The following is a 14,459-nucleotide window of genomic DNA, read 5'->3' as shown; positions in this document are numbered from 1 at the left end:
GAATTTCATGCGCTCGGGCAACAATCCGGCGGCAACAATCCGGCGGATGCGGACCCATGCAGATCCCTCCCCTCAACGGCTTGCGCGCCTTCGAAGCGGCGGCGCGCCATCTCAGCTTCACCCGCGCGGCGGAGGAGCTGAACGTCACCCAGAGCGCGATCAGCCACCAGATCCGCACGCTTGAGGATCGGCTGGGCATCCGGCTGTTCCGCCGGCTGAATCAGGCGCTCGTCCTGACCGACGCCGGCCAGCTCCTGCTGCCCAGCGTGCGCGACGCCTTCGCGCGACTGGCCACCGGCCTTGAGCGGGTGATGGAGCATGAGCGCTCCGGCGTGCTGACGATGAGCGTCTCGCCCTCCTTCGCCAGCCGCTGGCTGATGAGCCGCATCGGCCGCTTCCGCGCCCGCCACCCGGAAATCCATCTGCGCATCAGCGTCAGCCAGCACGAGATCGATTTCGAGCGCGAAGCCGACATCGACATCGGGCTTCGCCACGGCCTCGGGGTGTGGGAGGGCTTGCGGGCCGACCGCTTCCTCGATGACGCGGTGTTCCCGGTGTGCAGCCCGGCCCTGCTTCAGGGATCGACGCCGCTGCGGCAGCCGGCCGACCTGCGCCATCATGTTCTGGTCGAGGAGACCGGCCACAGCTATTGGGCGACGTGGCTGGCCATGGCCGGGCTCGGCGACCTGAAGCCAAGCTCCGAGATGGTCTTCGACGAGATCGGCATCGCCATCGAGGCCGCCGAGAACGGCCAGGGCATCGCGATGGCGCGCGGCACCCTGGTGTTGGAGGAGCTGGCGAGCGGGCGGCTGACCCGGTTGTTCGACCTCGCCCTGCCGGGAGACTTCGGTTACTACCTCGTCTGCCCGGAGGTCACCGCCGACCGGCCCAAGATCACCGCTTTCCGCCGCTGGATCATGGAGGAAGGCGCCGCCGACCGCCTCACCGTCACACCGCCCTGATCAGACGGGCCTGGTTAGACGGCCGCCCGGAGCCCGCTCGGCACCTGGAAACCACCCAGGCTGTAGAGGCCGCGCTGGCCTTCCACCGGCTTGAAGCGGTCGGTGATGCCCAGCACGGTTTCCGCGCCGCCGAGATAGAGCACGCCATCCTGCGGCATCTGGCGAGCGATCGCCTCCAGCACCTTGGTCTTGGTCGGCTGGTCGAAATAGATCAGCACGTTGCGGCAGAACACGATGTCGAACTGCCCCAGCGTGGACAGGTCGCCCAGCAGGTTGAACTCGCGGAAGGAGGCCATCTGGCGAAGCTGCTGGCTGATCTGCCACTTGTCGCCTTGCTGCTTGAAATGCTTCACCAGCATTTGAATCGGCAGGCCGCGCTGCACCTCGAACTGGGTGTAGATGCCCGACTTGGAGCGTTCCACCATCTCCGCGGAGATGTCGGTGCCGACGATCTCGATCCGCCAGCCGGCCAGCTTCGCCGCGTCCTCGCTCAGCAGCATGGCCAGCGAGTAGGCCTCCTGCCCGGACGAGCAGGCCGCCGACCAGATGCGGATCGACCGCTTCGCCGACCGCGCCTCCATCAGCTTCGGCAGGACGATCTGCTTGAACTGGTCGAAGGGCTTCTGGTCGCGGAAGAAGGACGACTCGTTGGTCGTCATCGCCTCCGTGATGTCGCGCAGCAACGCTTCGTCCTTGCGCGTCCGCACGGTGGAGGCCAACTCCTCCAGCCCCTTCATGTTCCACTTGCGCGCCACCGGCATCAGCCGGGATTCGAGCAGGTAGGCCTTGTCCCGGGTCAGAACCAGGCCGGAACGCTGCTTGAGCAGCGTGGAGAACATGTCGAAATCTTCGACTCTCATGCTGCCCTCGATGCGAACTTGCGGATGTAGGGACCGATTTCCTTGAGCGGCAGCACCGCGGAGCAGATGCCCGCCTGGGCGACGGCGCCCGGCATGCCCCACACGACGCTGGACGCCTCGTCCTGCGCGATCAGGGTACCGCCGGCGTTCACCACCTCGGTGCAGCCCTTCAACCCGTCCTGCCCCATGCCGGTCAGGATGCAGGCCAGGACCTTGCGCCCGCCGAAGGCGCGGAGGATGGACCGCATCATCGGGTCCACCGCAGGGCGGCAGAAATTCTCGGGTGGGTCCTTGGTCAGCGAAATCACGTTGGCGCCCGCGCGCTGGGTCACCAGCATGTGGAAGTCGCCCGGCGCGATGTAGCAACGCCCCGACACGACCGGCTCGCCGTCCTTCGCCTCCTGGGCGTTCAGCCCGCACTGGCGGGTGATGTGCTCGGCCAGGATGGTGGTGAAGGTCGCCGGCATGTGCTGGGTGATCAGGATCGGCTGGGTGACGCCGGTCTTCAGATGGGCCAGCACCTCGAACAGCGCCTGCGGACCGCCCGTGGAGCTGCCGATGGCGATCACGTCCGGCTTGACCTGGCCGACGGAGCCGACGGCGGGGGCCGGGCGCAGCGTGACGGGCGGCGGCTCGCGCTTCAGGAAAGCGGCGGGCACCGGGGTCAGCGGGCGCAGCTCGCCGCGGGTGCGGGAGCCGGCGCGGCGGGCCGCGGCGCCCAGCGCCTTGACCTTCGACACCAGCTCGCGCTTGAAGGCGTCCGCCCCGCCGATCTCCCGGGTGGAGGTCGGCTTGGGGATGTAGTCGGCGGCGCCCGCGGACAGGCAGCGCATGGAGATGTCGGCCCCGCGCAGCGTCAGCGTGGAGGCCATGATGATCTTCACCTGCGGCGCCACCGCCAGCAGCTTCGGGATGGCGGTCAGCCCGTCCATCACCGGCATCTCGATGTCGAGGACGATGACGTCGAGCGAGTTGCGCTGCAGGGCGTTGACCGCCATCTGGCCGTCGCCAACCGACGCGACCACGCGGATTTCGGTATCGCCTTCCAGCGCGCGGGTCAAAAGGCCACGAATGACGGCGGAATCGTCGACCACCATCACCCGGACAGGATCGCCGCCGGCCGCACCGGTCGGATGCCCCGCCGGCGCGGGGGGAGGAGGTCTGCCGAAACGATCGGACATAACGCAATCAGCCTTTCAGGGTCGGAACGGTGCGCGGTGCGGTGGTCCCGCCCGTCACAGCAGCCCGACCTGCTCGAACTTGGTCTGGATGATGTCGCTGTCGAACGGCTTCATGATGTACTCGTTCGCCCCGGCGGACAGCGCCTCCTGGATGTGGGCGAGGTCGTTCTCCGTCGTGCAGAACACGACCTTGGGAATGTCCCCGCCGCTCATCTTGCGCAGGCGGCGCAGGAACTCGATGCCGGTCATCACCGGCATGTTCCAGTCCAGCAGGATGGCGTCCGGCATCTTCTGCGCGCAGGCCTCCATGGCCTGCTTGCCGTCCTCCGCCTCGGTGCAGGCGAAGTGCAGCTCTTCCAGGATCTTCCGCGCGACCTTGCGGACCACGCGGCTGTCGTCGACGACCAGACAAACTTTCATGGTGAACAGGCCTCAGGCTTCGCTTTGCACACCGACCGGGGGTTCGCCTCAGGCCGCTTCCATCGTGGTGAAGTTCAGCAGACGCGGCACGTCCAGGACCACCATGAGCTGACCGTTCAGGCGATAGATGCCCGTGGACACCTCGCGCCAGCGCGGGTCGAGGGTGGCCGGGTTGCGCTCGAAGTCATCGTTGGAGAGGCTCAGCACCTCCCCCACCGAATCGACCATCAGGCTGTAGAGTTCGCCGCGCAGGTCCACCACGATGGACATGCCCGGCTTGTCCTTCGGGCGCGACGTCAGGCCGAGCCGCAGGCGCACGTCGATGGCGGTGACGATGCGCCCGCGCAGGTTCAGCGAGCCGGCGACCTCCGGCGGGGCCAGCGGGATGCGGGTGATCCGCTGGTGCCCCAGCACGTCCTGGACCTGCAGGACCGGGATGCCGAACAGCTGGTCGGCGATCGTCATGGTCACATAGTCCTGGCTGCCACCGGAGGTGATCTCGTCGCCCTTGGACTTCTTGGTGGTGGCGGGCAGCTTGGCGTTGCTCATGCGGCACCTTTCTGCTCGGACAGGGTCTGCTGCAGCGCGTACAGCAGAGCGTCACGGTCGAACTTGGCGACATAGTCGGTGAACCCGGCCTGACGGCCGCGGTCGAGGTCGCGCGGGGAAGCGTGGCTGGACAGGGCGACCATCGGCGTGCCGCTCCAGCGGGTGCCGCCCTGGCGGACCGCCTCGGCGAAGTCGAAGCCGCTCATCCCCGGCATCTCGATGTCGGAGACGATGACGTCGAAGTCCTCGCCCGCCTCGCACAGCGCCAGCGCCTCGTTGGCGTTCTCCACGGCGGTGACGTCGTAGCCGGCGACCGACAGCAGCGGGGTTAGCAGGTTGCGGAAGAAGGGGCTATCGTCGACCAGCAGCACGCGCTGCAGCGCCTTCTCCTCCTCGTACGCATCGGTCGAGGACGAGCCGAACCAATCCTTGTAGGCCTGGGTCAGGAAGAAGCCCGCGTCGATCACGTCCGTCGCCTTGCCGGCGATGATCGCCGAGCCCATCAGGCCCGGACGGTCGGCGGTGAGCTGCACCACCAGACGCTCCTCCACGATGTCGACGATCTCGTCGACGATCAGGCCCATCGACCGGTCGCCGTCGGCGAAGACCAGAACCGGCTGGCGGCCCTCCTGGCCGATCATGAAGCCCGGATCGATCGGCACCAGCGGCATCAGCTTGCCGCGGTACTGGACCACCGGCATGCCGTTGGACGATTCGACGCTGGCGAGGTCGACATCCTCCAGGCGGGCGACCAGCGACAGCGGCACCGCCTTCGGCGCGCCGGCCCCGGCACGGAACAGCAGGAGGGCCATCTTGTCCTCCTGGCGGGTCGCCTGGACGGAGGTTGTCTCCTTCGACGCGGCCTCGCCCATGGCCATCTCGCCGGTGGCCGACGCGATGCCGTTGGGGTCGAGAATCATGATGACCGAGCCGTCGCCGAGGATGGTGTTGCCCGAGAACATCTCGATGTGGCGCAGGATCGGCGCCACCGGCTTCACCACGATTTCCTCGGTGTCGAACACGCGGTCGACCATGATGCCGAAGGTGTAGGTGCCGACCTGGGTGACCACGATGAAGGTCTCGTCGGTCTTCTTCTCGCCGCCCTCCTGGTCGTCCAGCCGCAGCAGCTCCTGCAGCGAGACCAGCGGCAGCAGGCGGTTGCGCAGGCGCAGGACCGGCGTGCCCTTCAGCCGCTCGATGGTGTGCTCGCTGTCGGCGGCGGCGCGCACCAGCTCGACCACGCTGATCTGCGGGATGGCGAAGCGCTCGCCGGCGCACTCCACGATCAGGGCGGAGACGATGGCCAGCGTCAGCGGGATCTTAATGACGAAGGTCGAGCCCTTGCCCTGCTGGGACTTGATCTCGATCGTGCCGCCGATCTTCTCGATGTTGGTCTTGACCACGTCCATGCCGACGCCGCGGCCCGACACGTTGGTGACCTTCGCCGCGGTCGAGAAGCCGGGCTTCATGATGAACTGGATGATCTGCTGGTCGGACATCGCCGCCAGCTCGCCTTCCGAGGCCATCCCGTTCTGGATCGCCTTCTGCTTGATGCGATCGATCGCCAGGCCCTTACCGTCGTCCTGGATCTCGATGATGATGTGGCCGCCCTCGTGATAGGCGTTCAGCGTGATGCGGCCGGTCTCCGACTTGCCCGAGCGCACACGGTCGGCGGGCACCTCCAGGCCGTGGTCGGCGGAGTTGCGCACCATGTGCGTCAGCGGGTCCTTGATCAGCTCCAGCACCTGGCGGTCCAGCTCGGTGTCGGCGCCGAGCATCTGAAGGTCGATCTTCTTGCCCAGTTCGTGCGACAGGTCGCGCACCAGACGCGGCAGCTTGGCCCAGGCGTTGCCGATGGGCTGCATGCGCGTCTTCATGACGCCTTCCTGCAGCTCCGACGTCACGTGGTTCAGGCGCTGCAGCGGGGCGGCGAACTCGCTTTCCTTCTGCGACCGCAGGATCTGGAGGAGCTGGTTGCGGGTCAGCACCAGCTCCGAGACCATGGTCATCAGGTTTTCGAGCAGGTCCACATTGACGCGGATGGTCTGCGCGGCGACCGCCGATTCCTTGGTCGCGGCCTCGCCGCCCGCACCGGCGCCGGACGCGGCCTCCGCGGCGGGAGCGGGCATCTTGGCGGCGGCGGGGACCGGATCGGGGTCCGGCACCACCAGATCGTGCGAGGGGGCGGGCTCTTCCGCCGGCTCCGCGGCGACCGGGGCCAGCGCGGTGCTGGTCGGGCCGGGGGTGGCGTTCCAGATCGCCTCAAGCTCGTCCAGCGTGAGGTTGCCCGAGGAGGAGACCGGAACCTCCTCCGCCGCCGCGACCGCGGGGGCCGGCGGCGGCACCGGGGCCGCGGCGGGCTTGGCCGGGGCGGCGGCACCCAGCTTGCCTTCGGCGCACAGGTTCAGCCGCTCGATCAGCGGCAGGTCGTCGCCCGGCGGCTCCGCCTCGGTCGCCTCCAGCACCGCCAGCAGGCTCTTGATGGTGTCCAGCGCCTGAAGGATCAGCGAGACCGCTTCGGGGTTGATGGTCAGTTCCCCGTCGCGGAACTTGCCCAGAACGTTTTCCGAGGCGTGCGCGACCTTTTCCAGGCGCGGCAGGCCGAGGAAGCCGCAGGTGCCCTTGATGGTGTGCACCAGACGGAAGATGTTCGACAGAAGTTCCGGATTGTTGGGATTCTGCTCCAGACGGACCAGTTCCACGTCGAGAACCGACAGGTTCTCGTTGGTTTCCGTCAGGAATTCGGAGAGCAGATCATCCATGTCGCGATCCCCACGCCCGCAATTGTATCCGTTTCCGGCCGGCCGGCCGTCCGGATGGCGGCGTGCGTGTCGCCGCCGGTACGGGCCTTTCCAGCTACGGTGGGAGCCTGTCAAACACTGATTAAGAGAACCTTACCTCCTTCGATACCACTCTTGGGCTCCGCCGTCATGCCGAGCCCACCGGCCCAAGGTTACAGCCCGCAAGGCCGGTGCCGGCACGGCGGCCTATGACCGCCGGGACGCCTCACGCAGCCATGATGAAGCGCCGCGCACCGGAGCAGTGGCGGTTTGAAACACGTCGATGCGCGGGTCACGCCCCCGGCGGGGGCCGCGTCACCACTCCACGGTGAAGACCAGCCGGTCCGGACCGGCCGGGGTGGCGGCGACGCGGTATCCGTCGTCCTCCGCGAAGCGCCCGGTCATGTAGGCGTGGATGCTGCGCGGGGTCAGGTCGGCGGCGGCCACCGTGCCGGCCAGCGCCGCCGCGGATTCATCCTTGAGGGCGCCGGGACGCCCGGCGGCGGTGATGGTGAAGCGCCCAGCCTGCTCGTCCCCCTCCGCCGCGACGGTGATGGTGCCGCCGTGGGTCAGCGCCTCGTCGGCCAGGATGATGACGTTGAGCAGCACCTTCGACGCGCCGCGCTTGAAGGCGAGCTGGTCGTTCGGCACCCCCGCCGGCCAGTCCAGCGTGGTGCGCCCGCCCTCCAGAAGTCCCTGAGCGGAAGAACGGGTGTCGCCGAAGCCCTTCTGCTCGCGCCCGGCGAGGCCGTAGGCCAGCCGGAAGACGCGCAGCCGCCGGTCGGCCTGCCCGGAGGAATGCTCGATCAGCTTCACCGCCTCGCCCATGAAGCCCCCGGCGGGCTCGTCCTCCATCTCCTCGATCAGTTCCAACCCGTTGCGGATCGCTCCCACCGGGCTCACGAGGTCGTGGCAGATGCGGGAGGCGACAAGCTCGATCACGCGGATGTCAAGCGGCACGGGTGGTCTCCAGATCGTTGATGGCCGACCGCCGGCGGAACGGCTGGCGACCATGGCCGCAGGCTTGGGAACTTCCCCCGGCCGGGCGGCATTCTGTTGCATGCCGGTGCCCCATGGGGATGGCCGGCGGCGACGTTCGTTTGTATCATTCCAAGAGCGCGGATGCCGCCGCTTTTCCACGGTCATCCCGCGAAAGCGATAACCAATTCCAGCGGATGCAGGAGGCGCGGCATGGACGATTCATTGGTTCCCGGCGCCTGGGTGCGCCACCCCGCCCGCCCGGACTGGGGGTTGGGGCAGGTGCAGTCGGCCATCGGCGACCGCGTCACCGTGAATTTCGAGAATGCCGGAAAACTGCTCATCAACACGTCCGTGGTCGCGCTGACCGTCACCGATCCAGACGACGCGCCATGAGCGGGAAGCTGCCGCTGGCCGCCCTCCTCCTGCTGGCCGCCGGCACCCCCGCGCTGGGCGACGACGCCCCCGATCCGGAGCGCGGCAAGACGCTGTTCCGCGCCTGCGCCTTCTGCCACACGCTGACTCCGGACGGCGGCAACCGCGCCGGCCCGACGCTGTGGCGGCTGTTCGGGCGCCCCGCCGGGGCGGTGGAGGGCTATCACTACTCCGCGGCGCTCAAGGGCAGCGGCATCGTCTGGGACGAGGCGGCGGTGGCCCGGCTGTTCGAAATCGGCCCCGACGTGATGACCCCCGGCAGCAAGATGCCGATGCAGACCATCACCAGCGCGGCCGACCGCCGCGATCTGGTCGCGTACCTGAAGGACGCCACGGCGCCGTAAGTCCGGATTGCGAGGCCGGCAAGCGGAATTGAGGAGCATGGCCCCGGACGGACCCCATCCCCATCTCTGTCTGTCGAACCCCCTTTCCGAGCCCCTTTTCCGAGCTGTGGTTTCCCGATGATTCCCCGCGCCGCCCGCAAGCCCCTGGCCATCCTGGTCGCCGTTCTCGCCCTGGTGGTCGTGGTGCCTGTGCTGGGCGCGGGCGGGTTCCTGCTGTGGCTTCGCCAGCAGACCCCGGCCTATGAGGGCGCGGCTACCGTCCCGGGAATCGAAGGCCCGGTGGAGATCCTGCGCGACCGCAACGCCGTCCCGCACATCTTCGCCGCCACCGAGCGGGACGCCTATTTCGCGCTCGGCTACGCCCACGCGCAGGACCGGCTGTGGCAGATGGAGACGATGCGGCGCGGCGCCGCCGGACGGCTGGCCGAGCTGGTCGGCACGCGCTTCGGCGACTGGGCGCTGCGGCTCGACCGCTCCATGCGCACGCTGGGCGTCTACCGCCGGGCCGAGGAGGCCTATGAGGAGCTGTCGCCGGAGGCCCGCACGGCCTTCGACGCCTACGCCGCCGGGGTCAACGCCTGGATGGAGACGCGCCGCGAGGCGCTGCCCATCGAGTTCCAACTCCTGCGCCACACGCCGGAGCCCTGGCGGCCCGCCGACAGCCTCGTCTGGGGCAAGCTGATGGCGCTCCAGCTCTCCGGCGATTCGCGGGACGAGCTGTTCCGCGCCAGCGCCCTGAAGAGCCTGACGCCGGAGCAGATGCGCGACCTGTTCCCGGACTCGGACCCCACCGCCCCGGTGACCCTGGCGGCGGCGCTCGACGGCTTGGATTTGCAGGGTGCGCTGGCCGCCCTGCCCGATCTCGGCTTCGACACCGCGTCCAACGAATGGGCGCTGACCGGGGGGCGCAGCGCGACCGGCAAGCCGATCATCGCCAACGACCCCCATCTCGGGCTGGAGGCGCCGGTCCTCTGGTATCTGGCGCGCATCGTGACGCCGGAGCACCGCATCGCCGGGGCGACCATCCCCGGCGTGCCGCTTCACATCCTGGGGCACAACGGTCGCGTCGCCTGGGGCTTCACCACCACCCACAGCGACACCCAGGACCTGTTCATCGAGAAGCTCGACCCGCAGGACCCCGGCCGCTACCTGACGCCGGACGGCAGCGCGGCCTTCGAGACGCGCCAGGAGACGATCCGCGTCGCCGGCCAGCCGGACGAGACGCTGACGGTGCGCGAGACGCGGCACGGCCCGGTGCTGGCCACGCCGGATGCCGCCGACGCGGCGCCCGAAGGCCATGTGCTGGCGCTGGCCTTCCCCGGCCTGTCCGCCGCCGACACCACGGCGGAGGCGCTGTACCGCCTCAACCACGCCGCCGACGCCGCCGCGGTGCGCGAAGCGCTGTTCCTCCACGTGGCGCCCCAGCAGAACGTCGTCTACGCCGACACGGCGGGGACGCTGGGCTTCCTGTCGCCGGCGCTGGTCCCGGTGCGGCGCGGCGGCGACGGCCGCGTTCCGGTGCCGGGCTGGACCGGCGAGTACGACTGGATCGGCTACATCCCCTTCGACGCGCTGCCCCAGGCGGTCGATCCGCCGTCGGGCCAGTTCGTGAACGCCAACAACGCGGTGGTCGGCCCCGGCTATCCCTACGCCCTGGCGACCGAATGGCCGGACCCCGCCCGCGCCGAGCGGATCGTGCAGATGCTCGGCGACGGCCCGCACACGGTGGAGGAGGTCGCCGCCCAGCAGATGGACGAGTTGTCCCTGCCGGCGCGCGACCTGCTGCCCCTGATGCTGGAGCCGTTGCGCAACGTGCCCGATCTCAATGGACAGGCCCGCGCCGCGCTGGACCGTCTGGCTGGCTGGGACGGGCGGATGGACCGCGACCGGGCCGAGCCGCTGATCTTCTCCTGGTGGGAGCGGGAGCTGGTGCGCAGCGTCTTCGCAGACGAGCTGGGACCGCTGTTCCAGAGCTACTGGGACCTGCGCCCGCGCGCCCTGCACCGCGTGCTGACCCAGGCGCCGCAGTGGTGCGACGACCGGACGACGCCGGCCCGCGAGGACTGCGCTGTCATGCTGGCCGGGTCTCTGAAATCGGCGCTGGCGGAGATTGAGCGGCGCCACGGCGCGGACATGAACGGCTGGCGCTGGGGGGCGGAGCACAAAGCCGCCCTGAACCACCGGCTGCTCGGCCGGGTGCCTCTGCTCGGTTCGATGTTCGACCTGTCGATCCCGACCGGCGGCGGCGCCTTCACCGTCAACCGCGGCACCACCCGCGTGCGCGACCCGCAGGACCCCTTCTCCCACGTCCATGGTCCGGGGCTGCGCGCGGTCTATGATCTGGCGGACCTCGGCAACTCCCGCTTCTCCATCGCCACCGGCCAGTCGGGCAACCCGCTGTCGCCCCATTGGGGGGATCTGGTGCAGGGCTGGCGCGACGGGGTGGGCCTGCGGCTGGCCGGCGACCGCGGCACGCTGGCCCGCGACGGCGCCACGCTGCTGACGCTTTCCCCCACCCGTCCAGGGAGTCCGCAATGACCGAGGCCGCACCGTCTCCGACCCTGCCCCTGCCCCTGACCCTGGACGACGTCCGCGCCGCCGCCGCGCGGATCGGCAATCATCTCCCTGTCACCCCCACCGAGGCCTCGCCCCGCCTGTCGGAGATCACCGGCTGCTCGGTGGTGTTGAAGCTGGAGAACCAGCACCTCACCGGCTCCTTCAAGGAACGCGGGGCGCTCAACAAGCTGCTGTCGCTGGGCGAGGCGGAGCGGCAGGCCGGGGTGATCGCCATGTCGGCGGGCAACCACGCCCAGGCGGTGGCCTGCCACGCCACGCGGCTGGGCATCCGCTCGGTCATCGTGATGCCCTCCTTCACCCCCTTCACCAAGGTGGAGCGCACGGAAAGCCTCGGCGCGCGGGTCGAACTGCACGGCGAGACGCTGAGCGACGCGGCGGCTTACGCCCAGGAGCTGGCGGCGCGCGAGGGGCTGGTCTTCGTGCATCCCTACGACGACCCGCTGATCGCCGCCGGCCAGGGCACCGCCGCCCTGGAACTGCTCGACGCCGCGCCGGACCTGGAGATGCTGGTGGTGCCGGTGGGCGGCGGCGGGCTGATCGGCGGCATGGCGGTGGCGGCCAAGGCGCTGAAGCCGGACATCGCGGTGATCGGGGTGGAGTGCGCCATGTTCCCGTCGATGCGCCAGGCGCTGGCCGGGCAACCCATCACCTGCGGCGGCGCAACCATCGCCGATGGCATCGCCGTCAAGGCCCCTGGCGCCGTCACCCTGCCGCTGGTCCGCCGACATGTGGACGCGGTGGTGGAGGTGGGCGAGCCGCGGCTGGAGGAGGCCGTCTACCGCCTCGCCACCGTGCAGAAGCTGGTCGCCGAGGGCGCCGGGGCAGCCGGTCTGGCCGCGGTGCTCGACGATCCCGAGCGGTTCCGCGGCAAGCGGGTGGGCATCGTCGTGTCCGGTGGCAACATCGACGCGCGCATCCTGGCGCAGGTGCTGACGCGCGGGCTGGTCTACGAGGGGCGCATGGTGCGGCTGCGCATCGGCATCACCGACGCTCCCGGCGCGCTCGCCCGCGTCGCCCGCCTGCTCGGCGAGGCCGGGGCCAACATCGTCGAGGTGCATCACCAGCGCCTGTTCCACGACGTGCCGGTCCGCATGGCCGAGATCGACGTGGTGCTGGAAACCCGCGGGCGCAGCCACGTGCAGCGCCTCGTCGCCCACATGGAGGAGGCGGGCTTTCCGACGGAGCTGATGACCGACATTTCCTGACCTGCGGTGGAATGACACACAAGGGTCATCCGCACATACGCGCCTTATTCGCGGCATCCACATCCTGTGATAGATTGATCGGGCAACGAGAATAATCTTTGGGATACTCGCGTATGTCCATTGCCGCCTGGGGCCCTACGTCCTCCGCAACCGTCTACGGGTTGACCGCCGCCAACCGCCCCACCACCGACATCGACGGCGGCCCGCTGGGATGCGATCCCGCCCTGCTGCGAACCGGCATCGTCACAACTCCCCAGACGATCTCCGATACGTCCCTCATCCCCATCCTGTCGGGAAGCAAGTGGGGCACCGCCCAGGCCGCGGCGCCGGTCACACTCACCTACTCCTTCTACGAGAGCGGCGGTCCCGCCGTCGCCGCGGCGGGCGTGACCCCGGCACCGTTGGACATTGCCTTCCGCGATGCCATCCGCAGCGCCCTGGTCAGCATCGCCGATGTCGCCAACATCAGCTTCGTGGAGATCACCGAGTCGGCGACGGGCGGTGCGACCGGCGCTCCCGGTGCCTCGGGTGCTCTGGTCGGCCATCTGCGCTTCATCGATGACGCACGGCTGGACAGCGATCCCAACACCGCGTCCTACGCCATCGGGCCGTCCGCGACGGCCCTGTCCAGCGGTCTGGTGGCCTTCGATTCCGACCGTGTCACCGCTGCCAGCGGCGGCGGCTACGCGACGATTCTTCGTGAGATCGGCCGCGCCCTCGGGCTTACCTACAGCTTCGAGCCAAGCGACGCTCCCGCAACCTACAGAGGGCCAACGTCGGAGAACGGCGTGTGGAGCACGGAATGGACAATGATGTCGGCCACAATGCCGGTCTCCCGCCTGCCCGCCGGCGCGGTGTTCAACCCGGCGGGGCCGATGATGGCGGACATCCTGGTGCTGCAGTCCTGGTATGGGGCCAATCTGAACACGCGAACCGGGAATGACACCTACCGGATCGACGGGCCGCTTTTGACGAGGGCACTGTGGGACGCCGGGGGAATCGACACTCTCGACGCCTCCGCATCGACAACCGGGGTGAACTTCAACTTGGAAGCGAGCTCGATTAATTACGGTCACAACCTTGCCCCGCGCGCCTTGTTCGAAAATGCCATCGGCAGCGCCGGCAACGACACCATCTTTGGAACGAACGAAAGGCCCAGCATTGGTCCCGACGGCGTGTGGTTCGACCACAGCGGCAACAACCGCATCGATGGCGGACCCGGCGACGACCAGATCTTGGCGGGGTCCGGCAACGACACGCTGATCGGCGGCACGGGCCGCAACTCGCTCAGTGGAGGCCTGGGCAACGACACCGCCGTCTACGACGCCGCGTCGACCGACGCTTATGCCTACACCGTGCAAGGCACCCTGATCCTGTCGATTCCCAAACTCGGAATCAGCGACACTCTGGTCGACATCGAACAACTGTCCTTCACCGACCGCAGCTTCGCCGCCGCGGACGCCACCTCCATCCTCCTCCCATCAAGCGCGAATCCGAATCCCCCATCGTCTCCCATCCCCCCGTCGCTGACTCCACCCCCGTCACCCGTTCCCGCCATTGATCCCGCACGCCGCCTCTACGTCACTCGCGGCGGTGCCAGCACCGAAGTGGCGATGGACAGCTACTCCGGTCCGGTGACCTGGCTTCGCAACATGCACATCGGCCAGAACGACAGCGAAGCGATGCACGGGACGGCGCATGCCGACTTCATCAACACGCTGGGCGGCGACGACGCGGTGAATGGCGGCGGCGGGGACGACGTGCTTGACGGCGGTCTCGGCTCCAACTACCTGATCGGCGGAAGCGGCAGCGACACCTTCTTCGTGGACGGCCGCGGCGGCGGCATCACTTGGTCGACCGTGACCGACCTGGAGCCGGGGGAGTGGGTCACCGCCTGGGGCTGGAAGGAGGGCACGTCCAAACTGACCTGGGCCGAGATGGCCGGGGCCGAGGGCGCCAAGGGCGCCACCGCGCACATCGACCTCGACAACAACGGCAGCATCGACATGAGCATGACCATCGCCGGCAAGTCTTCCGGCGCGGTCCTGGTCACGCCCGGCGAGGTCAACGGTTCCAGCTACCTCGCCTTCACGCTGAAGTAACCGCTCCTAAAAAATGATTGCGTGGGCGTCCGGAAGGAACGGCCGCCCACGCCGCCGCGCGGTCAT

Annotated in this window: 12 protein-coding genes; 6 read left to right on the top strand and 6 right to left on the bottom strand. The window is 69.0% G+C overall.

What is annotated here, in order from left to right:
- Positions 1-56: 56 nt before the first annotated feature.
- Positions 57-962: a transcriptional regulator GcvA gene (gene gcvA / locus Sp245p_RS21405; protein ID WP_014198315.1), complete on the top strand. Its 906-nt coding sequence runs from the start codon at positions 57-59 to the stop codon at positions 960-962.
- A 14-nt stretch (positions 963-976) separates the two neighbouring features.
- Here gcvA and Sp245p_RS21400 read toward each other — a convergent pair whose 3' ends face one another.
- The 6 genes from Sp245p_RS21400 to Sp245p_RS21375 all read right to left on the bottom strand — a co-directional run bounded on the left by Sp245p_RS21400 (position 977) and on the right by Sp245p_RS21375 (position 7,712).
- Positions 977-1,822 carry a CheR family methyltransferase gene (locus tag Sp245p_RS21400; protein WP_014198314.1) on the bottom strand — a complete coding sequence of 282 codons (846 nt, stop codon included), beginning with the start codon at positions 1,820-1,822 and terminating at the stop codon, positions 977-979.
- The gene (locus Sp245p_RS21395) at positions 1,819-2,919 is read right to left on the bottom strand and encodes a protein-glutamate methylesterase/protein-glutamine glutaminase (RefSeq protein ID WP_052584397.1); all 1,101 of its coding nucleotides are present in this window, start codon (positions 2,917-2,919) and stop codon (positions 1,819-1,821) included. The genes Sp245p_RS21400 and Sp245p_RS21395 overlap by 4 nt, the downstream gene beginning before the upstream one ends.
- A 138-nt stretch (positions 2,920-3,057) precedes the next feature.
- Entirely contained in the window at positions 3,058-3,423 is a 366-nt protein-coding gene (locus Sp245p_RS21390; protein ID WP_014198312.1) for a response regulator, read from the bottom strand.
- Between the two features lie 48 nt (positions 3,424-3,471).
- Positions 3,472-3,972 carry a chemotaxis protein CheW gene (locus Sp245p_RS21385; RefSeq protein ID WP_014198311.1) on the bottom strand — a complete coding sequence of 167 codons (501 nt, stop codon included), beginning with the start codon at positions 3,970-3,972 and terminating at the stop codon, positions 3,472-3,474.
- The gene (locus Sp245p_RS21380) at positions 3,969-6,734 is read right to left on the bottom strand and encodes a hybrid sensor histidine kinase/response regulator (RefSeq protein ID WP_014198310.1); all 2,766 of its coding nucleotides are present in this window, start codon (positions 6,732-6,734) and stop codon (positions 3,969-3,971) included. Before Sp245p_RS21380 ends, Sp245p_RS21385 begins: the two co-directional genes overlap by 4 nt.
- A 333-nt stretch (positions 6,735-7,067) precedes the next feature.
- On the bottom strand, positions 7,068-7,712 hold the full coding sequence (locus tag Sp245p_RS21375; protein WP_014198308.1) for a histidine phosphotransferase family protein: 645 nt from the start codon (positions 7,710-7,712) through the stop codon (positions 7,068-7,070).
- 231 nt (positions 7,713-7,943) lie between these two features.
- Between Sp245p_RS21375 and Sp245p_RS21370 the strand changes: the two genes are divergently transcribed.
- The 5 genes from Sp245p_RS21370 (at position 7,944) to Sp245p_RS35850 (ending at position 14,393) form a co-directional block, all read left to right on the top strand.
- A complete protein-coding gene (locus tag Sp245p_RS21370; protein WP_014198307.1) occupies positions 7,944-8,126 on the top strand; it encodes a DUF3553 domain-containing protein in 183 nt (60 codons plus the stop codon).
- Positions 8,123-8,509, top strand: a complete 387-nt coding sequence (locus Sp245p_RS21365) for a c-type cytochrome (protein ID WP_014198306.1) — start codon at positions 8,123-8,125, stop codon at positions 8,507-8,509. Before Sp245p_RS21370 ends, Sp245p_RS21365 begins: the two co-directional genes overlap by 4 nt.
- A 117-nt stretch (positions 8,510-8,626) precedes the next feature.
- Positions 8,627-11,047, top strand: a complete 2,421-nt coding sequence (locus tag Sp245p_RS21360) for a penicillin acylase family protein (RefSeq protein WP_014198305.1) — start codon at positions 8,627-8,629, stop codon at positions 11,045-11,047.
- On the top strand, positions 11,044-12,291 hold the full coding sequence (locus tag Sp245p_RS21355) for a threonine ammonia-lyase (protein WP_246119805.1): 1,248 nt from the start codon (positions 11,044-11,046) through the stop codon (positions 12,289-12,291). The genes Sp245p_RS21360 and Sp245p_RS21355 overlap by 4 nt, the downstream gene beginning before the upstream one ends.
- Before the next feature lie 113 nt (positions 12,292-12,404).
- Entirely contained in the window at positions 12,405-14,393 is a 1,989-nt protein-coding gene (locus Sp245p_RS35850; RefSeq protein ID WP_014198304.1) for a M10 family metallopeptidase C-terminal domain-containing protein, read from the top strand.
- Positions 14,394-14,459: the final 66 nt, after the last annotated feature.

Origin of the sequence: Azospirillum baldaniorum (assembly GCF_003119195.2) — a bacterium.
Lineage (GTDB): Bacteria > Pseudomonadota > Alphaproteobacteria > Azospirillales > Azospirillaceae > Azospirillum > Azospirillum baldaniorum.
The sequence above is the reverse complement of the archived record's forward strand: the minus strand, read 5'-3'. Positions and strand labels throughout refer to the sequence as shown.